The organism is Pseudomonas sp. SA233 (assembly GCF_054792385.1).
This window is the reverse complement of the sequence record NZ_CP096449.1, coordinates 3,145,105-3,171,989: the sequence shown is the minus strand read 5'-3', so window position 1 is coordinate 3,171,989 and position 26,885 is coordinate 3,145,105. Positions and strand designations below refer to the sequence as shown.

At 63.8% G+C, this 26,885-nt stretch carries 18 protein-coding genes; 7 read left to right on the top strand and 11 right to left on the bottom strand.

Going from position 1 to position 26,885, the window contains the following annotated elements:
- Nucleotides 1-74: 74 nt before the first annotated feature.
- The 3 genes from M1D87_RS14740 to nfrB are packed head-to-tail and all read right to left on the bottom strand — an operon-like array spanning nt 75 to nt 6,090.
- Complete coding sequence (locus M1D87_RS14740; protein WP_123085185.1) at nt 75-914, bottom strand: DUF4434 family protein; 840 nt, start codon at nt 912-914, stop codon at nt 75-77.
- Nucleotides 914-3,919 carry a phage receptor gene (locus tag M1D87_RS14735; protein WP_123085186.1) on the bottom strand — a complete coding sequence of 1,002 codons (3,006 nt, stop codon included), beginning with the start codon at nt 3,917-3,919 and terminating at the stop codon, nt 914-916. Before M1D87_RS14735 ends, M1D87_RS14740 begins: the two co-directional genes overlap by 1 nt.
- Nucleotides 3,916-6,090, bottom strand: coding sequence for a cyclic di-3',5'-guanylate-activated glycosyltransferase NfrB (gene nfrB / locus M1D87_RS14730; RefSeq protein ID WP_123085187.1), 2,175 nt, complete (start codon nt 6,088-6,090; stop codon nt 3,916-3,918). Before nfrB ends, M1D87_RS14735 begins: the two co-directional genes overlap by 4 nt.
- Before the next feature lie 193 nt (nt 6,091-6,283).
- On the opposite strand from nfrB, the gene M1D87_RS14725 reads away from it, so the two are divergent.
- The gene (locus tag M1D87_RS14725; protein ID WP_003259966.1) at nt 6,284-6,715 is read left to right on the top strand and encodes a PACE efflux transporter; all 432 of its coding nucleotides are present in this window, start codon (nt 6,284-6,286) and stop codon (nt 6,713-6,715) included.
- A 181-nt stretch (nt 6,716-6,896) separates the two neighbouring features.
- Entirely contained in the window at nt 6,897-8,456 is a 1,560-nt protein-coding gene (ilvA, locus tag M1D87_RS14720) for a threonine ammonia-lyase, biosynthetic (RefSeq protein WP_015270558.1), read from the top strand.
- 226 nt (nt 8,457-8,682) lie between these two features.
- Here ilvA and M1D87_RS14715 read toward each other — a convergent pair whose 3' ends face one another.
- From M1D87_RS14715 to M1D87_RS14700, 4 genes are all read right to left on the bottom strand, one after another.
- Nucleotides 8,683-9,864, bottom strand: coding sequence for a hypothetical protein (locus M1D87_RS14715; protein ID WP_421091794.1), 1,182 nt, complete (start codon nt 9,862-9,864; stop codon nt 8,683-8,685).
- Nucleotides 9,865-9,920: 56 nt separating this feature from the next.
- Nucleotides 9,921-10,394 (bottom strand): VOC family protein, encoded by a 474-nt coding sequence (locus M1D87_RS14710; protein ID WP_061552582.1) that lies wholly within the window; start codon nt 10,392-10,394, stop codon nt 9,921-9,923.
- Nucleotides 10,395-10,504: 110 nt separating this feature from the next.
- Nucleotides 10,505-12,124, bottom strand: a complete 1,620-nt coding sequence (locus tag M1D87_RS14705) for an NADP-dependent glyceraldehyde-3-phosphate dehydrogenase (protein ID WP_024087207.1) — start codon at nt 12,122-12,124, stop codon at nt 10,505-10,507.
- A gap of 148 nt (nt 12,125-12,272) precedes the next feature.
- Nucleotides 12,273-16,100: a dermonecrotic toxin domain-containing protein gene (locus tag M1D87_RS14700; protein ID WP_123085190.1), complete on the bottom strand. Its 3,828-nt coding sequence runs from the start codon at nt 16,098-16,100 to the stop codon at nt 12,273-12,275.
- Between the two features lie 339 nt (nt 16,101-16,439).
- Between M1D87_RS14700 and M1D87_RS14695 the strand changes: the two genes are divergently transcribed.
- The 3 genes from M1D87_RS14695 (at nt 16,440) to M1D87_RS14685 (ending at nt 19,612) form a co-directional block, all read left to right on the top strand.
- Nucleotides 16,440-17,594 carry a GNAT family protein gene (locus M1D87_RS14695; RefSeq protein WP_123085191.1) on the top strand — a complete coding sequence of 385 codons (1,155 nt, stop codon included), beginning with the start codon at nt 16,440-16,442 and terminating at the stop codon, nt 17,592-17,594.
- Between the two features lie 72 nt (nt 17,595-17,666).
- A complete protein-coding gene (locus M1D87_RS14690; RefSeq protein WP_039614698.1) occupies nt 17,667-18,785 on the top strand; it encodes a glycosyltransferase family 61 protein in 1,119 nt (372 codons plus the stop codon).
- Nucleotides 18,786-18,829: 44 nt separating this feature from the next.
- Entirely contained in the window at nt 18,830-19,612 is a 783-nt protein-coding gene (locus M1D87_RS14685) for an AraC family transcriptional regulator (protein WP_013972825.1), read from the top strand.
- A gap of 99 nt (nt 19,613-19,711) precedes the next feature.
- On the opposite strand, the gene M1D87_RS14680 is transcribed toward M1D87_RS14685, so the two are convergent.
- Nucleotides 19,712-20,293: a LysE family translocator gene (locus M1D87_RS14680; protein WP_013972824.1), complete on the bottom strand. Its 582-nt coding sequence runs from the start codon at nt 20,291-20,293 to the stop codon at nt 19,712-19,714.
- A gap of 395 nt (nt 20,294-20,688) precedes the next feature.
- Between M1D87_RS14680 and M1D87_RS14675 the strand changes: the two genes are divergently transcribed.
- Nucleotides 20,689-22,260 carry a TerC family protein gene (locus M1D87_RS14675; RefSeq protein WP_123085192.1) on the top strand — a complete coding sequence of 524 codons (1,572 nt, stop codon included), beginning with the start codon at nt 20,689-20,691 and terminating at the stop codon, nt 22,258-22,260.
- On the opposite strand, the gene rarD is transcribed toward M1D87_RS14675, so the two are convergent.
- Both rarD and M1D87_RS14665 read right to left on the bottom strand, forming a co-directional pair.
- Nucleotides 22,223-23,110: an EamA family transporter RarD gene (gene rarD / locus M1D87_RS14670; protein ID WP_039614701.1), complete on the bottom strand. Its 888-nt coding sequence runs from the start codon at nt 23,108-23,110 to the stop codon at nt 22,223-22,225. The genes M1D87_RS14675 and rarD overlap by 38 nt on opposite strands.
- Before the next feature lie 32 nt (nt 23,111-23,142).
- On the bottom strand, nt 23,143-24,729 hold the full coding sequence (locus M1D87_RS14665; protein ID WP_322264060.1) for a cyclic diguanylate phosphodiesterase: 1,587 nt from the start codon (nt 24,727-24,729) through the stop codon (nt 23,143-23,145).
- A gap of 299 nt (nt 24,730-25,028) precedes the next feature.
- Between M1D87_RS14665 and hppD the strand changes: the two genes are divergently transcribed.
- Complete coding sequence (gene hppD, locus M1D87_RS14660) at nt 25,029-26,105, top strand: 4-hydroxyphenylpyruvate dioxygenase (protein ID WP_013972820.1); 1,077 nt, start codon at nt 25,029-25,031, stop codon at nt 26,103-26,105.
- Nucleotides 26,106-26,143: 38 nt separating this feature from the next.
- Here the strand turns inward: hppD and M1D87_RS14655 are convergent, their stop codons facing one another.
- Complete coding sequence (locus M1D87_RS14655; RefSeq protein WP_421091795.1) at nt 26,144-26,839, bottom strand: CSS-motif domain-containing protein; 696 nt, start codon at nt 26,837-26,839, stop codon at nt 26,144-26,146.
- Nucleotides 26,840-26,885 lie beyond the last annotated feature (46 nt).

The window sequence follows — 26,885 nt, the reverse complement described above, 5'->3', positions numbered from 1 at the left end:
CAAGGCTGCTCCTACAGGTGACGCATTTCTCCTGTAGGAGCAGCCTTGTGCTGCGAAGAGGCCAGGCCTGGGACTCAATTGGTGGGCAGAACACCCCGGGCCCATGGCCGGTAACGCAGGTCGAACACCGCCTCGGCATGGCACCCGCCGCCCAGCTTCGGCTGGGCAGGCTCAGCCCGAAACGCCTGCCCAGGCGCGCTCACCTGGCGGAACGCTTCGCGCACCACGCCAACCCGGCACGGCAAGGCCTGCTCGTAACCCTGGCGCACCAACGCGGGCAAGCGCCCGGTCCCGGCGCCATCCTGCCACCACACAGTCAAGCCCAACCCGGCCAGTTGATCCAGCCATGCGGCATTGACCCGCGGTGAGAGTTTGCCGGCGCTGAAAGCGCTGATGTGCAAAGGCTTGTCCAGTTGCCGGTTGAAGGCCTGCAACTGGCTGTGCAGGGCATCCCGGCGCTCGGCCTCGCGAAAGTGATGGTCGTCCAGCTCCATGGGCAGGTACCAGCCGTCCACCGGTAACTGCCACGCCTGGCGCAGTTGCTGGTACTGGCTGAGCGAGCGCCCCAGCTGCGCCTTCCAGTAACTGTTCAGGCCTTCACCGTCCAGCTCGTCGATGCGCTGGTAATAGGCCGGGTCCATGTACAGCCCCAGCACCAGTTGCAGGCCCTGGGCACGCGCGCTGCGCAGGCTGTCGGCCAGCCAGCCCCGGGCACCGCCGAAATCGCTGTCGCCATAGGCGCTCCACTGCACGATCAGGGTTTTGCCGCCCTGGGCCACGGTGGCGTGCCACAGCTGCTGCCACTGGGCGGGGGTGACATTGGCGTCGCGGTTCAGGGGTTGGTAGAACAGGCGCTGGTCGGCGCTGGCTGGCAGGCACAGGGCAACCAGGCAGAGGGCCAGGAACGTACGCATCAGAATGTCATCTCCGCACCGACCAGCACGCCATTGGCGCGCTCGTATAGATTGCCGCCCAGCGATTGCTGGTACTCGGCACGCACTTTCAGCGAACCGCGGTAGGCGTTGTAGCGGTCGTCATCGAACCACCATTGCCAGCGCACGCCCACCCCGGCCCGGGCGTCCTGGCGCCAGTCGTTGCTCGGGTCCTGGCTGGAAAACTCGACAAAACCATAGGGCATGATGGTTTGCGGTGAGCTGCCCGGCAGCTTCCAGGCGTGGCCTTGCTGGTAGCGCGACAGCCAGGCGTGGTCGCCGGCACGGGTCCACCAGGCGGCGTCGAGGTAGAGGAAGCGTTCGTTCCAGTCGTCTTCATCGACCCGCCAGTCGTTGCGCCAGTCGCCCTGGTCGAGGAAAGAAGCGGTGGCCCGCAACAGCAGGTCGTTGCTCGATTCGGCGTGGTGACGCAGGTCGCCCCAGTTGCCGCCGACCTTGGCGGGGCTCAGCAGTTGGCCCAGGCTTAGCCCGCGGTAGTGTTCCTCGTCGATCTGACGCTGGTGGTACAGCTCGGCATACAGGTTGAGGTTGGCCTGGCCGAATGGTTTGTAGCGCAGGCCGACACCGGTACCCATGCTTTGCGCGTAGTCGGTGCGGCTTTGCCCACCGAACAGCACGCGGCCATACACCGACAGGGTGCTGCCGTTGCGGCTGGGCTCCTCGCCCAGGGCGTGGTCCCACATGGCCAGTTGCACGTTCTGCGATTGCGCGCGGCGCGAAGTGCCGCTGCGCTGGCCATTGTCGAGGAACTTGTCGTTGGTCGAGGTACCGGCCGGCGACCAGGTGCTGGCCAGGGTGATGGTGTCGCGCCGCGACAGGCTTTCGTGGGCGCGGCGCTGGCGGTACTTGCGCGCTTCCAGGCTGCCGTATTCGTCGTCGCCGTCGACCAGGTCCTGCTCCACATCGAGGATGCGGCGCAGTTCCCGGCGCGCCGAAGCGCTGTCTTCGGCTTCGTCATAGCGCAAGGCCAGCGTCTCGCCAAGGCGGTAGTCCTCGGGGAAGTCGTGGGTGGCGCGTTCCAGGTAGGGGATCGACTGGCGGCGCTGGGCCTTGTCCGTCGAGCCGGCCAGGCGCATGCCGTAGTCGGCGCGGTAGCGGGGCTGGTCGGGAGCCAGGCGCACGGCTTCTGCCAGCCAGGCGCTGCTCTGGGCACTGTCGCCAGCCAGTTGCGCGGTGCTGGAGGCCGCGTAGTAGTGGTCGGCCCGCGGGTTGTGTGCCAGGGCCTGGCGCTGAAAGCCCAGCGCCGCCTGGTAATCGCCCTGGTGCTGGGCGATGGCGGCACCCAGGGCCCAGTCGTCGGCGCTATCGTGTGCAGCGGCGTCCCAATAGCGCCGGGCCGCTTGTGCGTCGCCGGCGTTCAACGCGCCGCGAGCGGCAGTGAGGCGGGCGTTGTCGGTCCAGGCGCTGTCGGGCTGGGTGCCCCAGATGGGTAGGGCCGCTTCGGAGTCGCCAGCGGCTTCTAGGGCATAGGCCAGGGGCAGGCGGCTCCCGCTGTCGCCCAGGCGCTCGGCGGCCTGGTAGTAGACCACCGCTTCGCCTGGCTGGTCGGGCATGGCGCAGCGGCCCAGGGCGCGGTACTGGCCAGGTTCGCTCGGGGTGGCCGGTACTGCCTGGCGCACGGCATCGCACTGGCCAGCCTCGGCAAGGCGGCCGAGCAACTGGGCCCGGGTACTGGCGTCGACCCGAGGGACCAGGCCGAGCATGCGGCGGGTGTCCAGCGGCCCGTCGTTACGTGCATACAGGTTGCCAAGGCGTTGCAGCAGCGACGGTGCAAGGCGGCCTTGGTGGCGGTCGTAGGCCTGCTCCAGCAATTGCCGGGCGTGTTCGTCATGGCCTTGCTGCATCAGCAGGAAGGTGGCTTGCTCCAGTGCGGCCATATCGCCGCTGTGCCGATAGCGTTGCTCCCACTCCGCGGCAGTGCGTGGTTGCGGGGGCTGGGGCGGGTCGCCGTACAGGCGTTGCTTGAGCACGGCATAGGCCCTGGGGGCGGTGCTGGCTGTGCAGCCCTTGAACTGCTCGCGTGCCAGCTGCGGATCGTGGCGCGACAACCAGTCCACGGTTTCCAGGCAGGGCCGTTGCAGTTCGTTGCTCAGGCGCTGTACCAGCGGTGCGTCGTCGCCTGCGCGGGCCAGCTCCCACAGTTGCTGGCGCTGCTCGGGCTGGTTCAGCTCTGCGGTGGGCAACGCCTGCAGCCAACGCTGTGCCTGCTGGTTATGGCCGACGGCAATGGCGCGGTTGGCCATGGCCAGGCGAGCCTGGTTGGCTGCGTCGGGGGAGGGGGCGCTGGGCAGCAGCGCGTTCAGCCCTTTTTCATCCACCTGCTGGATATAGGCATTGGCCAGGCGCTGCCAGTCTTGCGCAGGTAACTGGCCTTGGTCGGCCAGCGGCTGCAGCTGTTCGATGGTTTCCTTCCAGTTGCGCAGTTGCTCGGCGAAGTTGGCCCGGGCCAGGCGCAGCACTTGGCCGTCCCCCTGAGGCGGCAGATGGTTGAGCCAGTCCAGCGCCTTGGCGGCACCACCAAATTTGGCCAGGCTCAGGCTATAGGCCTGCCACAGGCGCACCCGGTGGGTGCCGTCGCTGTTGGCCAGCCATTGTTCCACCTGGCTGGCCGGCGGCGGGTCTTGTTCGATCCAGGTCAGGCGCAGTTCAAGCAGGGCGTTGGCGTATTCAGGGCTGTCGCCCAACTGTTCGGCGAGGGCTTCGGCCTCCTTGTAGCGGCGCTGGTGAGCCAGTGCCTCCACCAGCAGCGCACGGGCTTCGTCGTTGTTCGGCACCCGGCCTAGCACGTGGCGGGTCAGGCGTTCGACCTCGGGCCAGTTGTCCTTCTTCGCTTCGCGGTAGCTGCGCTCCATGAACGGGTAGCTGGTGAACCGCTGAAAGTCGGTCATCGGCGCCGAAGCGGCGCAGGGCAGGGCGGCGGAACACAGCAACAAGCCAGTGAAGGTGAGGGAAAAGCGCGGCTTCATGCCACCTCCCGGGTCAGGTCAAAGGCGGCCTGCTGTTCGCTGGCCTGTTCGATCAGGGCCTGCTGCAGCACCTGCTCGGTGATGATGCCGCGGGCGATCAGGTGCTCGCCGAGGCTCTGGTGTTCCGGGTCGAAGTCGATCAGCGCCTGGTTGAACAAAGTGACCGGGACCATGCCGCGCACCTGCAGCAGGGCGCCGAGCATTACCTGGTGATGGCTGACCTGTTCCAGCAGCACTTCGTCGTCCTGGTGGCGCTCGAGAATGGCCAGCATGTCGCGGGTTTCCGCCTTCTGCCAGGGGCTTGGGTAGTGGTAGCGCAGGCCCAGGGTCACCCGGCCCTGGGGCGCCAGGCGGGCGCTGACCGGGCGCTTCAGGTGGCGGCTGATTACCCCTAGCGACACCTGGCTCACCGGGCTTTCGCTGGCCAGCACCAGCGTGTCGCCGTCTTCGGCCACGGGCAGCACGCCGTAGTGGGTAGCCAGCTTGCGTGGCAGTTTGGCGATCAGCTGCGGGTCGAGCTTGAACGGGTTCAGCGGCGCCCAGGGCAGGTCCATCTGCTCGGCCAGGGTGGCGACCAGCTGTTCGCTGTTCAGCCAGCCGCGCAGCAGCAGCTCGCGGCCCAGGCGCCGGCGTACCGGGCTGGTGATCGCCTGTTGCAGTTGTTCGTCGCTGATCAGGCCCTTGGCCACCAGGCGCTGACCCAGCGGCGTACGGGCGGGGGCAGCGATGGCGGGGAATTCGTGGGTGGTCTTGTCCCAGGCCACGCGCCGCGAGTCACCCATTTCCATCACCTGGCGCAGGGCACGCAGGTTGGCGAAGAAGTTGACGAAGTTGCTCCACATCATCCGCGGTGCCGACAGCAGCCCTTCGCCGATGCCATAGAAGCGGGTGACGAACCAGGCACGCTGGAACAAGCGGTTGACCAGCATCAGCCCGTTCAGCCACAGCAAGGTGGTCAGCAGCCAGCTGTCGCTGAGGATCGACATGAAGCGCCACGACTCCGGCGCAATCACCGTGACCAGCCACATGGCCAGCAACACCAGCAGCAACAGGTTGACCAGGAAACTCAGCAGGTAGGCGAACAGGCCGCGGCGGTCGCGCCAGAGGAAGTAGTTGAGCGCGCCCTTGCGGCTCCAGCCGAGGTTGCTGGTGCCCTGGAACACGATGCCGATGATCCACCGCGACTTTTGCCGGATGGCATGCTGCCAGTCGCGCGGGAAGTGCTCGCGCACGCAGATCACCTGGGAAAATTCGCGGCTCATGCCCGGGCGCCATTCCTGCTTCAGGGTCAGCGCCGGGTCGGTGATGGAGTAGCGGGCGAAAATGCACTTCATGCCCTTCTGCTTCAGGCGGAAGCCGATGTCGTAGTCTTCGGTGAGGCTCTGCACGTCGAAGGCGATGCCGTCACCGTCCTCGAGCAGCGCACTGATGGCGCGGCGGCTGAAGCAGGTGCCGACCCCGGCACTGGGCACCTGGCCGGTCAGGGCCTCGCGCACGATCACGTCCTTGCCGTGGTTCTCGGCGAACTCGTCGACATAGTGGCCGGCGGTGAAGCCTTTCCATTCCGGTGCGTAGGGGTACACCGGGATCTGGATCATGTCCTTGTTCGGCAGCAGGTAGTTGAACAGGCGCAGCTCCATGGGCGAGATCACGTCTTCGGCGTCGTGCAGGATGAAACCGGCAAACTCGATGCCGGCGTCCTGCTGGAAGCGCAGCAGCGCGTCGATGATGTTGTTCAGGCAGTCGGCCTTGCTGGTGGGGCCGGGGCGGGCGCAGACCACCTTGTGTACGTTGGGGTAGTGCAGGCACACGGCGTCGACATCGGCCTGGGTTTGCGGGTCGTTGGGGTAGGTGCCGACGAAGATCTGGTAGTTCTCGTAGTCGATGGTCGAGGCTGCCAGGCGCGCCATCTCGCCCACCACGCCCACTTCGTTCCAGGCCGGGACCATGATGGCCAGCGGTTTCTCCGGTACCTCGAACAGGCGTTTTTCGTCGGCTTTCTCGTACTTGTCGTAGATGCGAAAGCGCCGGATCAGCTTGCGGCCCCAGTAGCACAGGTCGATGAACAGATCATCCAGACCCAGCAGGAACATCAGCGAGGCCAGGATGATCGCGAGGATCTTCAGGCCGAACAGCACGTAGGTGAGGAAGTCGATGAATACCAGGCTCATTTGCCGGTCACCGACAGGAAGGGGTGGGCCATCGTCTTTATCCTCGTTCGATTCCCTGGACGAAGTTGTACGACTTGCTGCCGTTTGTACTGGATAGATACAAGCAGCCGAACGCGGGGTTGTCCAAATTTCAGGCTTTTTCTTGTGGGCCACTTCTTGTAGTTTTACAGGTCGTTTACCCAGGGAGCTGAACATGCAAGGCAAGGCACGCAAGATCGTCCAGGCCATCCTTTACGAGGCCATCGCCGTCGCCTGCGTGGCGCCCGCGCTGGAGCTGGCGTTCGGTGCCGGCATGGCGCAGTCGACCGTGCTGTCGGTGCTGATGTCGGGCATCGCGATGAGCTGGAACATGGCCTACAACTGGGTGTTCGAACGCTGGGAAGCGCGCCAGCACCGGCGTGAGCGCACTTTCCTGCGGCGCCTGCTGCATGCGCTGGGCTTCGAGGGCGGGCTGGTGCTGATCCTGCTGCCGCTGGTGGCGTACTGGCTGGATGTCAGCCTGTGGGCGGCGTTGCTGACCAACCTGGCGTTGTTCGTGTTCTTCTTCGTTTATGCGTTTGTCTTCCAGTGGGGCTTCGACAAGGTATTCGATGTGCCGCTTTCGGCGCAGCAGGCCAAGTGTTGACTTTGTGCTGCGCTACCGGCTAAGTTCCTACCCCATGAAAACTTTCCAGCACGTCAACGCCATTATTATTACCGCCATTATCAGTTTGGCGGGCTAGCGCGTACGTGCACCGAACCCGCCCTGGAGGCGGGTTTCTTCTCTCTGACTCCTGGGCAACGTGAACACAGCCAAGGAGTCATCGATGACCAGCTTCGTCAGCCCTCGTTCTACCGTCACCCCCCAGCAACTGCTGTCGGAGCAGGTGCGGCGCATTCTTGCCGCCCCGGTGTACGACCTGGCCATCGAAACGCCTTTGCAAGCTGCGCCTGCGTTGTCTGCCAGCCTGGGCAACCAGGTATTGCTGAAGCGGGAAGACCTGCAGCCTACCTTTTCGTTCAAGATCCGCGGTGCGTATACCCGCCTGTCACGGCTGAGTACCGTGCAGCGCGAGCGCGGGGTGATCACCGCCTCTGCGGGCAACCATGCCCAGGGCGTGGCCCTGGCGGCATCGCACCTGGGCATGAAGGCCACCATCGTCATGCCTACCACCACGCCGTCGCTGAAGGTGGAGGGTGTACGCTCGCGCGGTGGTCATGTAGTACTGCACGGCGAGAGCTTCCCCCATGCCTTGGCCCATGCGCTGAAACTGGCCGACAGCGAAGGCGCCACCTTCGTGCCACCGTTCGACGACCCGGATGTGATCGCCGGGCAGGGCACCGTGGCCATGGAAATCCTGCGCCAGCGCCCGGGTGCGCTGGACGCCATCTTCGTGCCAGTGGGCGGTGGTGGTCTGATTGCGGGTATTGCCGCTTATGTGAAGTACCTGCGCCCGGAGGTGAAGGTGATCGGCGTCGAGCCGGAGGACTCCAACTGCCTGCAGGCTGCCATGGCGGCCGGTGAGCGGGTGATCCTGCCGCAGGTCGGCACCTTCGCAGATGGCGTGGCGGTAGCGCAGATCGGCGCCCATTGCTTCGAGTTGTGCCGGCACTTCGTTGATGAAGTGGTGACCGTGAGCAGCGACGAGCTGTGCGCGGCGATCAAGGACATCTACGACGATACCCGCTCGATCACCGAGCCGTCAGGCGCCCTGGCCGTGGCGGGGATCAAGAAATATGTGGCGCGCGACGGCGTGCAGGGGCAGACCCTGGTGGCCATCGACTCCGGGGCCAACGTCAATTTCGACCGCCTGCGCCATGTGGCCGAGCGTGCCGAACTCGGCGAGCAGCGCGAGGCGATCATCGCTGTCACCATTCCGGAGCAGCCGGGCAGCTTTCGCGCCTTCTGCCAGGCCCTGGGCAAGCGGCAGATCACCGAGTTCAACTACCGCTATTACCCTGGCAAGGAGGCGCGGCTGTTCGTCGGGGTGCAGACACACCCACTACACGACCCGCGTGAGCAGTTGCTGGCCAGCCTGCGTGAGCAGGGCTACAGCGTGCTGGACCTGACTGACAACGAACTGGCCAAGCTGCATGTGCGCCATACTGTTGGCGGTCATGCCGCGCCCGGGGCTGACGAGCGGGTACTGCGCTTCGAATTCCCCGAGCGCCCGGGGGCTTTGCTGGGCTTTCTGGAGCGGCTTGGCAAGCGCTGGAATATCAGCTTGTTCCATTACCGCAACCATGGCGCGGCAGAAGCACGGGTATTTGCGGCGCTGGAAGTACCGGGGGATGAGTTGGCGGGGTTGCCGCTGGCGCTGGATGAGATGGGGTACCGGTACTGGGATGAGACCGACAACCCGGCGTACAAGCTGTTCCTGGGTTGATACGCAAACCTCATGCAGCCTGTAAGGGCCTCTTCGCGGGCACGCCCGCTCCCACAGGGACGGCGCGTGGCTTGAGGTTGGTGCGGTCCAGAGCTGGCTTGCCGGCGATGGGCCGCGAAGCGGCCCCTGGGTTTCAGACTTGTGCATGAATTGCCGGGGCTGCTTCGCAGCCCACCGCGACACAAGGCCGCTCCTACAAGGTTTTGTGTGTGCCGGTAGAGGGTGCTCAGCGCTCACGCATGAAGAAGCCGGCGACGAATTTGCGGAAGGTTTCCAGGCTCTTGAAGTCGGCGTAGCGCTTGAAGTTCTCGGTATCCGGTTCGGGGCCGATTGGCTGCTCCAGCAACGATACCGACAACACCCGGTCCTGGTCCGAGGTCATTACCAGTTCGTCCATCACCTGGCCGCCGATCACCGGCCGGCGCATCTGCACTTTCACGTCTTTGCCGGCCATCCAGTCGACCAGCGACACCAGGGCCTTGAGCGGCTCGCGTTCTTCATCGCGGTAAACAGGGAACAGATGAGCACGCGATAGCACCGGCACGCTGGCCACATGGATCAGTTCGTAGTAATGGCTGCCGGCACTGGTCGGTGAATAGAGCATCAGCGCCAGCAATGGCCCGCTGGTGCGGTTGCCGCCCCAGTAGAGGTGGTGCCCCTGGAAGTCGAAGCCGTCTTCACTGCGGTTGTTGAACAGCTTGCGCCCTTTGATCTGGTCCACGCAGTCCAGCAGCAGGCCGTGGCGGCGGTGGTTGCCGAACACCGTGGCTTCACGCAGGCGGGACTTGAGCATCATCATGTGCTTCATGTCCAGGCGGGTTTCCAGGTAGTTGCTTGCGGGCACCCGTTCCAGCAGCGGATAGCGGCTGGCAACGCTGCGCAACTCGGCAAACTGCCCGGTCAGGTCCTTTTTCAGGTGCGTGGCATACAGGTTCAGGCCGCTGGTCTCGATCCAGGTCAGCAACAGTGACAGCAGGCGCTGTTGTTCACGCCGTTCGCTGCCGTCGCCACCACTGCTGGTGGTGCTGCTGCGGAAATCACCAATCAGGCGCAACGGTGTGTCAGGCGGCAGCCAGGCAGCGGGTGGCGCGGGGTCGTTCTCGCGCTCGGTCGCTTCGCGCTCGTCCTTGGTGAACGGGCAGCCAGGCGCGTGTTCGGCAGTTCCCGGGTTGTTCTTGAGAAACAGCGTACCGGTGCTGCCGTTGAGGGTGACATTCAGTACCGGCAAGGCATCGTTGCGGCAATCGCAGGCCAGCCACTGGTTGGCGTTGCGCACCTTCATCAGCAACTGGTTGGCCTGCAGCAGGCGCGGGCCGGTGAGGCTGCCGGTGGCAAAGCCGACCAGCAGCTCCTCTTCTGCAGGGGTCAGGCTACGGACCTGTGCGGCGGTTTTGTCGATGATTCGCATGAAGCAGCTCCCAGCTACGAGCCCCAAGCTTCAAGCAAAGTGGCGCCGCTTTCAACTTACTGCGCAGTGCCAGTGAACATCTTCGCAGCACGGGCGCGAATTTCATCGGGGGTCAGGTCCTCCTTGTGGGTGGAAACGAACCAGATGTTGCCGAAGGGGTCTTTCAGGGTGCCGCTGCGGTCGCCGTAGAACTGGTCCGTCACCGCACGCAGCTGGGTGGCGCCGGCCGTCAGGGCCTGGGCATAGACCTTGTCGCAGTCCTCGACATACAGGTGCAGGCCTACGCTGGCGCCGCTGAGCTTCTGGCTGGCGGTGAGGCCGCCTTCCATGTCGCAGGGGTCGCCCAGCATCAGCGACGAATCGCCGATTTTCAGCTCGGCATGGCCAACGCGGCCGCCAGGGGCATCGAGGCGGAACATTTCCACCGCGCCAAAGGCCTTCTTGTAGAACTCGATGGCCTTGGCGGCGTCGTTGATGGCCAGGTAGGGCGTAATGCTGTGCTGGCCTTCGGGAATGGGTTTGGCTGCCATGTTCGACTCTCCTTGGAAGTGGGCGCCGGTTGGCGCCCTTTTGCTTAGAGTCGTTTGCGCTGATGGAAAATCGACAGGGGTGATAGATCGATTCTCTATAAGCGTGGCGGTCAGAAGATGTAGTCGGTGGTCAGGAAGGTCGACTGCCGGTTGCGAATGATCTCGCTGATCAGTTCCTTGTTCGCCTCCTGGAAGCGCGTCGCGACCAGCGTGCGGATAGAGAACACTCGCAGGGCGTCGTGTACCGACAGGGTGCCTTCGGCGCTGTTCTTGCGGCCGTTGAACGGGTAGGTGTCGGGGCCGCGCTGACATTGCGCATTGATGTTGATGCGCCCGACCTGGTTGGCAAAGATGTCGACCAGGCTGCCGATGGTCGCCGGGTCATTGCCGAACAGGCTCAGTTGCTGGCCGTAGTCGGAGTCCAGCACATAGTCGATCACCGTCTGCAGGTCGCGGTAGGGCACTACCGGCACCAGCGGGCCGAACTGCTCCTCGTGGTACACGCGCATGTCGCTCTTCACCGGATACAGCACGGCGGGGTAGAAGAACGAGCCACGGCTGTGCCCGCCGCGTTCGTTGAGCACCCGGGCGCCCTTGGCGGTGGCATCGGCGACCAGGCCATCGAGGTAATCGACCTTGCCGGGCTCGGGCAGCGGTGTCAGCGCCACGCCAGGTTCCCAAGGCATGCCAGGCTTGAGCGCGGCCAGCTTGCGCTGGAACTTGTCGAGGAACGCATCGACCACATCCTCGTGCACGAACAGGATCTTCAGCGCCGTGCAGCGTTGGCCATTGAACGACAGCGCACCAGTGACGGCCTCTTCGACGGCGTTGTCGAGGTCCACCTGGGGCAGCACGATGCCCGGGTTCTTGGCATCCAGCCCCAGCGCGGCGCGCAACCGGTGCGGGCGCGGGTGCAGTTTCTTCAGGTCGCTGGCGGCCTTGTGCGTGCCGATGAAGGCGAACACATCGACCTTGCCGCTGGCCATCAGCGCACTTACCGTTTCCCGGCCACGGCCGTAGATGACGTTGATCACCCCCGGCGGGAAGCTGTCGCGGAAGGCTTCGAGCAACGGCCGAATCAGCAGCACGCCGAACTTGGCCGGCTTGAACACCACGGTGTTGCCCATGATCAGCGCCGGGATCAGCGTGGTGAAGGTCTCGTTCAGCGGGTAGTTGTATGGGCCCATGCACAGGGCCACGCCCAGCGGTGCTCGGCGGATCTGGCCGAGCGTGCCCTGTTCCAGCTCGAAGCGGCTGGAACGGCGGTCGAGGTCCTTGAGGGCGTTGATGGTATCGACGATGTAGTCGCAGGTGCGGTCGAATTCCTTTTCCGAGTCCTTGAGGTTCTTGCCGATTTCCCACATCAGCAGCTTGACCACGGCCTGGCGCTGCTCGCGCATGCGCGCCAGGAAGGTTTCGACATGCTGGATTCGCTCGGCCACGCGCATGTTCGGCCAGGCGCCACGGCCTTTGTCGTACGCCTGCACGGCGGCATCGAGGGCGGTGAGCGCGGTGTCGGCATCGAGCAGTGGAGCGCTGCCCAACACAACCTGGTGCTCATCGTCGCCTTCCTTGAGCCAGACCGGGCTGCGCACTGTGGCCAGTGGGCCGTCCCACCGCCTGAGCTCACCGTTCACCAGGTAGTCGCGTTGTTCCAGGGGGGCTTCCAGGCGCCAGGTTTCCGGGATGTCCTCGGCGCTGGGGAAGAGTGAATCGAGCAGACGGTCCATGGGTACTGCACCTCACATTGCTGGGTGGGTTTCGAGCTGGGTGAAACGCTTCAGCAGCGAGCATGCACCGCTCGCCGGAAAAACACCAGTCTGGCTTAACATGACCACCCGCGCCTGCCTGTTGGACAGGCAGGCATCCGTATTCCTGTCAAAGCGGGAGGTTGAACAGGTCATAGGGTGGGTGCGTCAACCATTGCTGGCGCAGGGCCGGGTCTGCGTCGATCAGGGCCAGGCGCCGCCAGAACTCTGCACGGGCTTGCCGTGGGCGGGACACGAACGGTTCAAGTTCAAGCAAGGGCCTGAGGTCGCGCCGAAACTGCAGCGGCAATCGCTGCCACAGGGCCAGTTCGGCCGGGCCGGTCTGTTCGAAGAATTCCAGGTAGTCGCCATCGCACACCAGCAGGTCCACCTGGTGCATCGCGTTGTAGGCCTCGATCTGCGCAAGCACTGGTGAACCCAGCCATTCGCTTTCCAGGCGCAGGGCGTTTGCGACTTGCCGTGGTACGTTGAAACCGTCAGGCAGCCGCAGCAGCTGGTTGTCGCCAATGTCCAGGATGATGGGCTCGATCATCTGGTCCAGGCCTTGCGGCAATTCGCTGAGCGCACAGTCGTTCAGGAACAGCGTCCTCAGGTAGGCCAGCCCGCGCAGGTCCGGGGCCTCTAGCAGCGGGTTGCCCGAAAGGTCCAGCACGCTGAGCCCGGGGTAGCGGTCCAGGGCCTGCTGGGCCTGGGTACTCCAGGTGATGCGGTTGCCTTCCAGGTCCAGCCAGGCGAGCTGCTCAGGGCTGCCCAGGTGGGGCACGGTGTCGAACCGACAGTCGGTCAGCAGCAGGCGATTGAGGTTGGGGAAGCGTTCGTGGAATTCGGCCGGCAACTGGCTGAGCGAACGGTTGTAGCTGAGCGACAGGTGCTGCACATGGGTGAAGTCGTCCGGCAAGGCCAGGCTGGCCAAGGCCTGGTTGTCCAGGTCCAGGCCGGAAAGGTCCAGGCTGTGCAGGCGGCCACCCCCTTCAAGCGTTATTGTCGACAGCCGTCGCCAGGCGTTGAGGATGGGGCGGATGGCCAGGTGTCGCTGGTGAGGGCGCTGCGGATCGGGCCGGGCCCATTCATGCAGGTCGCGGCGCAAAGTTTCCAGACGCTGCTGCAGGTCATGCAGGCGCTGTGTGGGTGAGCGAATGTCATCGACGTACAGGTTGTCCTCGTCGTTGCCTAGCCAGTTTTCGAATTCCCAGTCGGTGGCGTCAGGGAACAAGCGGCGATAAGCCCCGGCCAGGGAGCTTGCCAGGCGCGGCTGAGGCGGTTCGGGGTCAAGCGGCCGACCGCCGCGCAAGTTGCCCATGGGCTTGCGCAGCAGCGCGCGGTGCCCCCAGAGCCGTTGGGCGAGTGCCTCCCTGTGCTGGTCGACCCAACCCAGTACGCGCTGGCGTAGCGAGCTGCCATCGGCCGTCGTGATGCCCAGCGTATCGCGATGTGGGCGCGGCAGTGCCTGCTCGATGGCGCGGCAGAGGTCTGGATCAAGCGGTGCAGGTGCAGGGCGCTCGCCCCGGTCGACCTCATAGCCTTCGACCGATTTGATCACGCGGCGCAGGGTGCCGGCCTGTTCGCGGCCGGCATGCTCCAGCAAAGGGCCTCCGGGGCTCGCACCGTGCAGCTCCAAGCGCAGGTCCGCGGGCCAGTCAGGCATGGCATCCAGGGCGCTGAACAGCAAGCGTTCGCTGTCGCTGCTGGCCCGGGCTGGCTGAAGCACACCTTCCAGTGCACGTACCAGCGGCAGCTCGCTGTGCACCTGCTCCAGCAACTGGCGAACCTGTGTGGGCAACTGACTGTGCTCTTGCCAGGCGAACGTTTCGGCCTCGCTCAGCGGCGCCAGCAAGCGTCTGGCCAAGGCAGGGGACAGCCGCGCATAGGCGTCGAGCAGCTTCTGCGTTGCCGGGGTGGCGGGCGCGCTGCCATTGTAGAGCCGCTCGAACAGGCCTGGCGGGGCTTTGTCGGCCAACGCCTCTACCTCGGCCTGTGCCGTCATGCGTTGCAGGGTATCGAGCAACAGCGGGGGCGTTGGTTGGCCTTCCAGGTGCACCCGGCGCAAGCGCGCGGTGTCGATGCCGCAGAGGCGCCCTGCCTTGGCCAGCTGTTCTGGTGTGAACGCGGCATACGCCTCGCCAAGACGGCGCGCCAGCTTCGCGAATGGCCACTGGCCGGGCTGTTCATGCTGGCCGCGCCAGGCACCTTGGGCATTGTGCGCCAGCGGTGGCTGCCAGGCATCGGGCGTGTCGGGGTGAATGGCCCGCCATTGCTGCAGGTTGTGGTCAAAGCGTTGTTCGAAGAGCTGGCCGTCCATGCGGATGAAATACCGGCCCTGGTACAGGTACTGGCCAAGTGCATTGGGCTGCAGGGTTTGCGGTAGTGTCACGGCACTGCGGTAGGGGGTGAGGTCTTCATTCCAGAGCCGGTAGCGCCCGTCGCTGCCACGTACCTGCTGCAGGCTTTCCATCAACGGGCTGTTGAACAGCTTGGGTACAACCTTGCCTGCCGCGACGAAGCCGCCGATCAGGGCCAGGTTCAGGCCGACCGCCTCCAGGTGGCGCAGCGCCAGGTGACGGTCGCCTTCATGCCAGGCCTGGTAGCCTTCGAAGGCCTCGCCGAGCAGTTGGCAGGCCGTGACGGCCAGCATCAGGGTGCCTGCACCTGGAATGAAGAACGCGGCAATATTCAGTGCATCCAGGCCAAGGTTTTCCCACTCATCCAGGCGCCTGGCCCGCCCGTTGGCATCGGCCATCGCGGTGGGGACCGCCAGCAGGCTGGCTTCGTGCTTGAGGCGGGCCAGGTGCAGGTCCTGGTAATGGCCGAAAGGCTCGGCTGTGATAGCCACGCGTGTGGGACGCAGGTCCGCTTGCGCTGCGCGCTGCCAAGGGCGGTCATAGGCAGTATTGCCTGTGGCGTCGAGGTTCTGCTGCAACAGGTCGAGAAAGTGCGTGCGCTGGTCCTGCCTGATGTAGGCCGTGAAGGCTTGGCGGTCATCGGGCTCCAGCAGCAAGGTCGCCAGCGTGTCGTGTACCGCGTCCAGGTTGCTGCATTGGCGCAGGGCCGGGTCATGGCCGGGCAGATACAACGCCAGCCCCGCACCGCCTGCATCGATCAGCATGACCTCGTGCAGGGGCGTGCCGAACAGCGCCAGTTGCCAGCACTGTACGGTGCCACCTCGCAACAGCCGTTCGATCTGGTCAAGGGTGCTGCCATCAAGCAGGTGCCGCATATAGGCAAGGTCGGCTGCCAGGCGCAGGCGGTCTTTCTGCACCCTGATGGCCAAGCCCCGTGTGGCGGGTTGGGCGAGGTGCTGTTCCAGGTGGGCCTGGTAAGCCTTGCCCAGGTCCAGGTCACGGCACAGGGTGGCGAAAGCGGCCGGTTCGAGTGGCAGCCGTTCCACCTGGTAGTGCTCCGACTGCAATGGAAAGTGTGCGACGGGCACTTGCATGCCAACAGGGACGGCGCCTTGTATCTGAATCGGCGTGACGTGAATGTTATCTCCCAGGGCAATGGCACTTTCAGCAGTGAACACCTCGTCGCTGGCGAAGTTCTGCAGCGCGGCCTGCAGCAGGTTGTCGCGTCGATGGCTTGATAGATAGCGCAGGGCGGCCCAGTGCCAGCTACGCTTGACCCGCAATAGCTGGCTATTGCGCAGCTGCGCGTGAAAGCCGTGCTCGGCAAGACGCCGTTGCAGCAATGGTTCTGCGAACTCTGTGATTTGTTGCAGGCCTTTGAGTGAGTTGGCCAAGGCTGCTTGCGCCTGCATCAGGCGCGCCTGGCTGGCGCACGCTGCTTCACGCAGGTCGGGGGCAGCATTGGCGAACCAGTCCTGCCTCTTCCACGGGGCGACCTGGGTTTGCTTCAACGCGGCCCACTGATTGAGCGTTACCTGGCGAGCCCAGTGCGGCAGCTGCGCCTGAAGCAGGGGTTGATGGGGGTTGATGGCTGGCATGTCGACGCTCCTTTCAGGCAAAGGGGGCATCAAACGTCAATTCCAGACAGGCGAGTGGTAATGGGATAACGCGGCTTGGATCTATCGATGGAAATTCGCTGTCTGAATCGGTCATTCATGCAGGGAATTTGACGTCATGAAACTTTACATGGCGTGAGGAAGCTTTAAGGAAATGCAATCAAAGTGCCACTTGATAAAGTGTTTGGGCGCACCTTAAATTGTTAGTTGACATGGGGGCTTCTGGATAATTTCAGAATATCAACATGATACGTGCTTTTTACTGAGTTGCTGTCCTTTTCCGATTGACCATGCTGTGTCTCAAAGGACGTCGAAGAAGAAATGAAAGCGACCTTGACGGCAGCGGCGAGGAAACTCGTCTCGCCCTCCATACGCTACGAAATCAGACACCTGGCCAGCAAGGTATCTGAAGTGATGGCGCGTGCCTGTTTCTGGCGCTGGGAAGTCGCCAGGTTCAGGTTGCAGCAGGAAAGCCCCTACGAAATCATCTATATAGGCCGGAAGCAGCAACGGGAAATGGCCAAGCTGCTGATTGCCGGCAAGGGTTCGGGCAATGCTGCAATTGTTGACAGCGCAAGCGCGACGGTAGCAGCCAACCACGTGGTGGTGGTCAGCGAAATGCCGACGTCGGGGGCATTGTCGGTACCGCATTACCTGAGCGCCGTGGTGCCGCTGGGGCGCTCGCTGGAGGATATCACCGCGCGCTACGACAGCGAGTTGCGGCGCAGCATCCGCAAGAACCGGCCGCTGTACCAGATGCGCCAGGCCCGGTCGGATGACGAGATCGCCATGGCCGACCGCAACCTGCTGCGCCCTTATGCCAGCGCCAGGCAAGGTATCCACGCCGCGCAGTTTCCCACTGAAGAAGTGTTCCGCATTGCCAGGGGCGTCGGTCGGCTCGACTTGATCACCTTGGGCGATGAAGTGATCGGCTGCCACCTGGGCTGTGAAGTGGTGCGTGGTGGCAAGCGTTATTGGAGCACCCTGCGTTTCGGCTATTGCGAGGCGGTGTTCACCGATGCGCGGAAGTTGCGCGAGGTAAATTCGATCACTACCTTCATGGCCCTGGAGTGGGCACTGGCGCAGGGCTTCGACTATTACGATATCGGCCTTTGCCTGGCGCGCCCGGATGACGGTTTGTTGAAGTGGAAGCGCCGCCGCGGTGGCGATATCGACCCGCTGGGTAACCATGCCTACCTGTTTGTCCGCTTGCCCAGAACCGGCACGGCGAAGTTCCTCTGGGATACACCGATGTTCGCGGTCGAAGGCGACAAGCTCACGCTGCACCTGGGGTTGCCCGAGGGCGCGAGTGACGAGGAAGTTGCCAGCCGCTACCAGGAAATGGTGTTTGGCGGCCTGCACAAGATCTACTTCTATGGGGGCAACGGTACGGGCGAAACGTTCGTGGAAAGCCTGCGTCACCGTTACGCCAACCTGCGGTCACCGCCCACCATGGAAAGGGTCATGTGCAGCTGAGCGGTTGCCAGGAGGCGTTGATCTGGCGCCTTGCGCCAGGCTTTTGACCTTGTCATCAAGGGAGGACGCTTCATGGGAAGCGACATCTCGAAGTTCAGTGCATCGCCTGCGGCCAGGCAGCACACCTGGACCCTGGCCGCCTACCGCTACATGGCGCGCAAACGGCTAGGCAGGAACAGCGGCATCGACCTCAAGAGCTTGGCGGACAAAAGTTGGGACATTGCCCCGGGGGAAGTCACGGTTTCGCCCCCGGCCGTTTTCCTGCCAGGCCAGCTGGAGCGAGTAACGGGGTGGGAAGGCAAGCGTTTCTATCCCTACGTGCACCCTGCGCGCACCATGGAAGGCGGCATCAGCACGCTGCAAGGGCCAACCCGGGGCTACCTGATCAAGGAGGTATGGCTGGTCGACGGGGCGTTGTACAAGGGCAAGGCCAGCCATTGGCTGTCGTTGAAGCCGGGCCCCTTTCCGAGCATCGTCGTGGAAAACGAAATCGACCGCGCGGCCATCTATTGCACGCAAAACGGCAACACGTGGTTCGGTACCTGGCTGATGGAGGATTGTCCGACCTATGCGCTGGCCTGTAACGAAGGCATACCGGTAACCACCGCGCCCTCGGCCAGATTCCCGCTGTTTGCCCAGGCCCCGGCCTATGAAGACTGGCTGGAAATGAACCCGCTGCGCCTGCGCAGTGCGTTTTTCCGTGAGCTGGTGCTGTTCGATGACCAGGCCAACAACCGCAGCCGGCATGCCCGCTACCGGGCCATGGGCGACAAGTTGCTGTCGCATGTGCCGCATGCGCCACACCCGGGGGTGTTCCTGCTGCGTGGTGGCGATGGTGACCTGCGCCTGCTGCGCAATGAGCTGGCGCTGGCGGAGCATTTGCGCGCCACCCGCGGTTTTCGCATCGTCAACCCGCTGAAGTCCGATGTACCGAGTATCGTCGCGGCCTGCGCCGGGGCGAGGGTGGTAATCGGTGTGGAGGGTAGCCAGCTGGTGCATGGGGTCAACGTACTGCAGGCCGGTGGTTGCCTGCTGACGTTGCAGCCGCCCAATCGGTTTGTCAGCTACTACAAGTACCTGACGGACCGAGACCACCAGCATTTCGGCTTTGTAGTCGGGATACCGGACGGCGATGGTTTCACGATCGATGTCGGCGAAGTTGAGCGGACGCTAGACCTGTTTCCGCGATAGGCGTGTAGTATTCAGGCGCATGGCAGCGGCGAGCGGGGTGAGGGATGATCGAGGTATCACGGTTCTGGCGCGACCCGGCGTTGCCCTTTGTCGAGGCCCGGCGGGTAGGGGACGGGCGCCAGGTGTGCTACGCCGCGCATTCCCATGAGAGCTTTTCCATCGGAGTGATAACGGGTGGGCGCAGCTCCTATCTGTACGGTGACCAGTGCATAGAGGTGGCTGCTGGTACCACGGTGCTGATGAACCCAGGTGTGGTGCATGCCTGCAACCCCATCGACGGGGAACACTGGTCCTACCTGATGATGTTCGTCGATATGCCTTGGTTGCAGGCGCTGGGGTTCACCTTGCCGGCCCGGCCCTGGAGTAGCTCGCCGGTGTTGTACCGGAGCCTGTTGCAGGCCTTTGCCGACCTGTTCGACGCCGGCGTGCCAGACCGGGAAGGGCGCCTGGCGGCGCTGTTTGGCGCACTTCCAGGTTTGCTTGGCGGCGATGCCAGCGTCAACGACGAGGGCAACCCACGACTGGACACGGCGGCAGCGTTCATTCGCGCCCATCGTGGCGACCCGCTGAGCCTGGACGACATCTGCGCGGCGTGCGGCCTGTCGCGTTCCTACCTGATTCGCGCGTTCCGCCAACGCTTCGGCCTGACGCCGCATGGTTACCTGCTCGACCAGCGCGTGCAGCTGGCCAGGGCGCAATTGCGTCAGGGCCGGGCTATTGCCGAGGTTGCGCAGGAGGCCGGGTTTGCCGACCAGGCGCACCTGCAGCGGGCCTTCAAGCAGCACCTGGCGGCGACACCGGGGCATTACCGCAATGCATTCGGCTGAATTGCCATTTTTGGCGGTGGTGGCCCTATCGCCGGCAACCCAGCTCCCACAGGTACTGCGCAGGCCTTGAGGGCAGCGATAGGGTCGGTGCAGCCAGGCTCAAATGACCAGATAGACCGCACTGCCCACGAGCAGCAGCGCCAAGCCCCGATTCAGCAGGCGCATGTGCCGTGGGTTGCCCAGATACTGGCGAACCACGCTCCCGGCCCACGCCCAGCTGGCCACTGAAATGAAGCAGATCGGCCCGTAGATCCAGGCAAACAGCCACAGCAGCTGCTGCTCACCGCCGGTATAGGCACCAACCCCGGCCACCGCTGCCAGCCATGCCTTGGGATTGAGCCATTGCATCGCCGCGCCGTGCCAGGCCGAGGGAGCCTGGGTGGGATGGGCACTGCCCAGTTGCCCATCGTCGCTGGCCAGCTTCCATGCCATGTACAGCAGGAACGCCACGCCGCCCCAGTGCAAAATCAGGCCCAGCAAAGGCCAGCGCAGCAACAATTGATGCAGGCCCAGCCCGACCAGCACCAGCAGCAGGCAGAAGCCCAGCGTGGCGCCAGCCACATGTGCCAGGCTGGCACGCAGGCCATGGCGGGCACCGCTGCCCAGCGCAACGATGTTGACCGGGCCGGGGGAGATCGAGGCCGCCAGTGCGAAAGCGGCCATGGACAGGGACAGGCTCATGAGGGGGATCCGTTTGGTTGAGGTGGACCTTCATGCTCAGGCATTGACAGCCTGCGGTATTGAAGAAAAGTACCTCACGCACGGCCAGCGCATTTTTGTGTAGGAGCGGCCTTGTGTCGCGATCGGGCCGCAGAGCGGCCCCAGCTGTTGATGGAGCGCTCCTGAAACCTGGGGGGCGCTGTGCGGCCCGTTCGCGACACAAGGCCGCTCCTACAAGGTTGTTACAGGTTTTGTAATAGTTTTGCGCTATTACGGAAAGCTGCTGTGCTTGTAGGATCATTTTCCCAATTTGCTGACAAGGTCTATATGAGCACCTTCGCGGAGCCCCCCAGTCCCCGGTCTTCCCGGCCTTCTTTCACCCGTCCTCGTGACGCTGCCCTCGTGAGTACCCGCTAATGGAATGGCTAGCCGACCCCACGGCCTGGCTGGGCCTGTTGACGCTTATCGTCCTCGAGCTGGTGCTGGGTATCGACAACCTGGTGTTCATCGCCATCCTCGCCGACAAACTGCCGCCGCATCAGCGCGACCGCGCACGGGTCATTGGCCTGAGCCTGGCGCTGATCATGCGCCTTGGCCTGTTGGCCAGTATCTCGTGGATGGTCACCCTGACCGCGCCGTTGTTCGAGGTGTTCGAAAAGAGCTTCTCCGGCCGCGACCTGATCATGCTGTTCGGTGGCGTGTTCCTGCTGTTCAAGGCCACCATGGAGCTGCATGAACGCCTGGAAGGCCATGTGACCCAGGCCAGTGGCGCGGTGCGCCATGCTGCGTTCTGGCCGATCGTTGCGCAGATCGTGGTGCTTGATGCGGTGTTCTCGCTGGACGCGGTGATCACCGCGGTTGGCATGGTCGAGCAGTTGTCGGTGATGATGATCGCGGTGATCTTCTCGATCGGCATCATGATCGTTGCCAGCAAGCCGCTGACCCGCTTCGTCAACGCCCACCCCACGGTGATCATGCTGTGCCTGGGCTTCCTGATGATGATCGGCTTCAGCCTCACCGCCGAAGGCCTGGGCTTCCATATCCCCAAAGGCTACCTGTACGCGGCCATCGGCTTCTCGATCCTGATCGAGCTGTTCAACCAGCTGGCCCGTGCCCGCCGCAAGCGCAGCCTGCAGCAGCACCGGCCGCTGCGTGAGCGCACCGCGCATGCCGTGCTGCGCCTGCTGGGTGGCCGCCGGGTCGAGGCTGACGAGGTGGGCGAGGAAATCGCTGACCTGGTCGAAGGCGGTGAGGAGCAGGTGCTGTTCGACCGCCGTGAGCGGGTGATGATCAGTGGCGTGCTGAACCTGGCCGAGCGGCCTATCCGCACGGTGATGACCGCCCGCGCCGAGGTCGATGTGATCGATCTGGCGCAGCCGGCCGACGCCATTGCCCAGGCCCTGGCCAATTCGCCGTACTCGCGCCTGCCCCTGATCCGCGATGGCCGCGTGGACGAGCCACTGGGCTTCGTGCACAAGAAGGAACTGCTCAAGGAGCTGCTGTCGGGCAGCCAGCCCGATCTGGAAGGCATGGCCCGAGTACCGCTGAACCTGCTGGAGAGCTTCAGCATCCTCAATGCCCTGGAGCAGATGCGAGGCCAGTCGACGCACATTGCTTTCGTCGTCAACGAGTTCGGTGACTTTACCGGCCTGCTGACCATGACCGATATCCTGGAGTCGATTGCCGGCGAGTTGCCGGATGCCAGCGAGGTCGAAGGCCCGGGCATCGTTCAGGAAGGTGAAGGCTTTGTGGTCAGCGGCGCGTTGAACCTGAGCCAGGTGCAGGCGCGTACCGGCTTCTGCGCCCGCGCCACCGAGGACTACCAGACCCTCGCGGGCCTGGTGATGAGCCTGCTCGACCGCCTGCCTATGGTTGGTGACCGCCTGGCCTGGAATGGCTGGACGCTGACCGTGGAGGCGGTCGAGGAGCGGCGGGTGCGTCAGGTTCGGCTTACACCGAACGGCGACGTTGACGCAGCAGGTGCTTGAAACCCTCGATCACCAGTACCAGCACCGCGGCCCAGATCGGAAGGTAAGTCAGCCACTGATCCGGGCCGATGGTTTCGCCCAGCAACAGCGCAACGCCTACCAACAGCACTGGCTCGACGTAGCTGAGCAGGCCGAACAGGCTGAAAGGCAGCAGGCGGCTGGCCAGCACGTAGGCGATCAGGGCCGAGGCGCTGATCGCCCCGAGGATCGGGATCAACGCATACAGCCCAGGGTGTACCTGCAGATCCGCAGGGGAAAGCGGGCCCTGGATCACGAAATACAGCGCCCATGGCAACAGCAGGCACATATCGCACCACAGGCCGCCCAAATGGTCGGTGCGGCAGCGCTTGCGCAACACGAAATAGATCGGGTAGCCGATCGTCACCACCAGGGTTTCCCAGGCGAAACTGCCATGCTGATACAGCTCGTGGCCCACGCCCAGAGCAGCGCAGGCCACGGCCACCTTCTGCAGGCGTGACAGGCGCTCGCCATACACCAGCCGCCCGGTCAGGACCATGGCCAGCGGCAGCAGGAAATAGCCCATCGACACTTCAAGGCTGCGCCCGTGCAGGGGTGCCCAGAGGAACAGCCATAGCTGCACGCCCATCAGCCACGAGGTGCCGACCATGCCCAGCAACAGCAGCGGCGTGTGTTTTACCCGGGCGAGCAGTTCGCCCACCCGTTTCCAGTCTTTCGAGACAAGCATGAACAGGGTCAGGCAGGGCAGCGTCAACAGGGTGCGCCAGCCAAAGATCTCCTCGCCATCGAGCGGCGAGAGCAGAGAGGTATAGAAGTACATCACGGCGAACAGACAGGACGCCATGACCGACGAAAGAATGCCTTTTGACACGAATGCCTCGAATAGGGAATTGAGCAGGTGGATCAGCCGCGCATGATCTCAGGGGGCGCGGCTTGCGGCAACCGCGACGCAGCCGGGCGTGCGGCCAGCGCTTCGAGGAACTGGGCAGCCGGCATGGGCCTGGCGAACAGGTAGCCTTGCTGGAAGTCCACCTCATGACGGGCCAGGTAGTCGCGCTGGGCTTCTGTTTCCACGCCTTCGGCAACGATGCCCAGGCCCAGCTTGGCCGATAGCTCGATGATGGTCTCGAGGATGTGCACCGACAGTGCATCGCCACCGATCATGGCCACGAAGCTCTGGTCGATCTTCAGGTAGTCGACCTTGAACTGGCGCAGGTAGTTGAGGCTTGACTGGCCGGTGCCGAAGTCGTCCAGGGCGATCTTCACACCCATGACGTCGAGCTTCTCGAACAGCTCCAGGGCCACCGGCGTGGGCTCGATCAGCTTGCGCTCGGTCAGCTCCAGGGTCAGCACCACCCGGCCTGGCGGGAAGTGCTGGAGGAAGGTTCGGCAATCGTCCAGCAGGCTGAAGTCGCGGCAGTGGTCGGCGGTGATGTTGATGCCGATATGGAAACCGTCCTCCAGCAGCCCGGCAAAGGGAGCCAGGCTCTGCGCGGTGTGCATCATCAGCGCACGGGTCATGGCGACGATCTGCCCGCTGTGTTCGGCGTAGGGGATGAACAGGTCGGGGCGCACCAGGCCTTCGCGCGGGTGGTTCCAGCGCATCAGCACTTCGACGCCGGCCCAGCGGTAGTCGCCCTTGCGCACTACCGGCTGGAAGTACGGCAGGAACTCGTCGGCCTCCAGTGCCCGGCGCAGTTCGGCACGGGGCGAGGTGGCGCGGCGAACCTGCCAGCGGCACACCAGGCCGGCCACTGCGCCCAGTATCAGCAGCAGACCGAACAGGGCGGGATAGTGGCTGCGCCACAGTTGGCCCTGCTTGTCGGCGCCGTAGCCGCCATGCACGCTGAACGGGTAACGGGTCGAGCCCAGCTGCACATTCGCGCTGGCCGCGGCAGGTGGCACGCCCTTGTGCACGATGCCATCCTTGCCCAGCCAGGCATCGCCCACGCGGATCTGCAGCTCTTCATCGGGGCCGATCAGGCGCAGCGCCGTCAGCAGGTGTTCGCCATCGACCGTACTGATCGCGCCGCGGTCGCCGTCGCTGGCCCGATACACCAGCAGCGGGTGCCCAGGGGTGACCGAGTTGCCGTCCATCAGCCACAGCTTGCCGTCGATGTAGTCGCCGGGGTTGACCGGCTCGTCGAATGCGCCAAACAGCGAGGTGCAATAAAGGGCGTTGTGCCGGAACAGGTTGGTCGAGCGTACGAAGGCGTTGCGCGTGACCTGGGCGCGCAGCATGAGCTGGGCCTCGTCGCACGGGCTGTCGACAAGCGGAAGCAGAGCATGGGCAGCGGTGGACAGGTTGTCGAGAATGCGCTCGACGTGCTCCACCACCTGGCGGGTGGTAGCCTGGCTGCTGGCGTGCATTTCACGCTCGATCTGCCAGTTCATCACGGCCAGGCCGCATGCCACGGGCAGCACGCCGACGACCCAGGGCAACAGGGTGCGCCAGCCGAGGCCGGCGCGGCGTTTGACGGTAAGGGGCATGCTGACCTGATCTGTATAAAGGATTACGAGAGGATAGCCGCCTGTCGGAACCGGTGAGCAACTAAAGGGCGACAAACCATTTTACGCAATGTAGAATCCATTTACGAATACAACAATAAGGTCCTTCGATGCCGAAGGATCAAGCCCGCCGAGAATGGGTCCATATGACATACCATGGGTTCAAGCTGATAATAGGTGATTTCCTCGCCCGCAGCGTGCGGGGTATCCCGTGCTCCCCGCCGTTTCCGTTCCACATCCCACGCAATCAATAATTTTTCGCTGCAGATGAGGACACGAACATGGCTGATATCTTCGACAATCCGATGGGCCTGATGGGCTTTGAATTCATCGAACTGGCTTCGCCGACCCCTGGCGTGCTCGAGCCGGTATTCCAGATGCTGGGCTTCACCAAGGTCGCTACCCACCGTTCCAAGGATGTGCACCTGTATCGCCAGGGTGACATCAACCTGATCCTGAACAACGAACCCAAGAGCATCGCCTCGTACTTCGCTGCCGAACACGGCCCGTCGGTATGCGGCATGGCGTTCCGCGTGCGCAATGCCCATGAGGCCTATGCCCGCGCCCTGGAACTGGGCGCCCAGCCGGTGGAAATCGAAACCGGCCCGATGGAACTGCGCCTGCCGGCGATCAAGGGCATCGGCGGTGCGCCGCTGTACCTGATCGACCGTTTCGAGGAAGGCAGCTCGATCTACGATATCGACTTCAAGTTCATCGAGGGTGTGGACCGCAACCCGGTGGGTGCCGGCCTGAAGATCATCGACCACCTCACCCACAACGTTTATCGCGGGCGCATGTCGTACTGGGCCGGCTTCTACGAGAAGTTGTTCAACTTCCGCGAAATCCGCTATTTCGACATCAAGGGTGAGTACACCGGCCTGACTTCGCGTGCCATGACCGCACCGGATGGCATGATCCGCATCCCGCTGAACGAAGAATCGTCCAAGGGCTCCGGGCAGATCGAAGAGTTCCTGATGCAGTTCAACGGCGAAGGCATCCAGCACGTCGCCTTCCTGACCGATGACCTGCTCAAGACCTGGGACGCCCTCAAGGGCTTCGGCATGCGCTTCATGACTGCACCGCCGCAAACCTACTACGAGATGCTCGAAGAGCGCCTGCCAGGTCACGGCGAGCCGGTCGACCAGTTGAAAGCACGCGGTATCCTCCTCGATGGTGCCTCCCAGCCTGACGACAAGCGCCTGCTGCTGCAGATCTTCTCCGAGACCCTGCTCGGCCCGGTGTTCTTCGAGTTCATCCAGCGCAAGGGGGATGACGGCTTTGGCGAAGGCAACTTCAAGGCCCTGTTCGAATCCATCGAGCGCGACCAGGTACGTCGTGGTGTGCTGAGCACCGAGTAACCCCAGGGTACCGCCGTCACGATTCGATGGCGGCGGTATCAACCCTTCTTCTTGCCCGAAATGGTCAGGCCCAGGTACATGATGAACATGCTGGCGACCCCGACCAATACCAGCGAGGGCAGTACCTGATGCAGGGATAGGCGAAACTCCTGGGTGGCGTATCCTTTGGGGTAACCGCCGATCACCACGTAACCATGTTTCTGGGAAACCGATCGCTCGGTGAATTCGACCTGGGAGGGCCGTTGTGCGTCGCGGCTGTCTCCCTCGCTCCAGATATACAGGTCGCCGAATTCCAGAAGCAATATCAGGCCGTCCTGGAAAGCACGCAGTTCGTCACGCAGCTGCCGACCGTACGCTGTTGCGATTATCCCAGGGTTGCTGTTCGGTCTCTGGACTTTGATGATCGCCGCGTTAGGCGACGATGGAGCGTCGAATGCCAGCTCTGTCTGCCGTCCGGACAGGGCAAAAGCCGAGTTATACGCCAAAGGGTCCATGTCCGTCGCACAATACGCTTGTTGGTCGCGGGTGAGTATCAGTGAGCGAAGGTGCTGGCTGTTGGCGACTCTCTGCTCCAGCGTACCGAGCACTTTGTCACAGGGCTTGCCTGCCAATGGCAGGATCAGGTCCAGATCGCCTTCCATGCGGCCCAGTGCCTGGTCGATGCTGAAAATCGCCTCTTGAACAGAAACCTTGGCATTCTCCTCAAGTTTTCTGTCCAGTTGATAGTTCATCATCAGTAATCCGGACAGTACCGGTATTGCGCCGATGGACAATATCAAC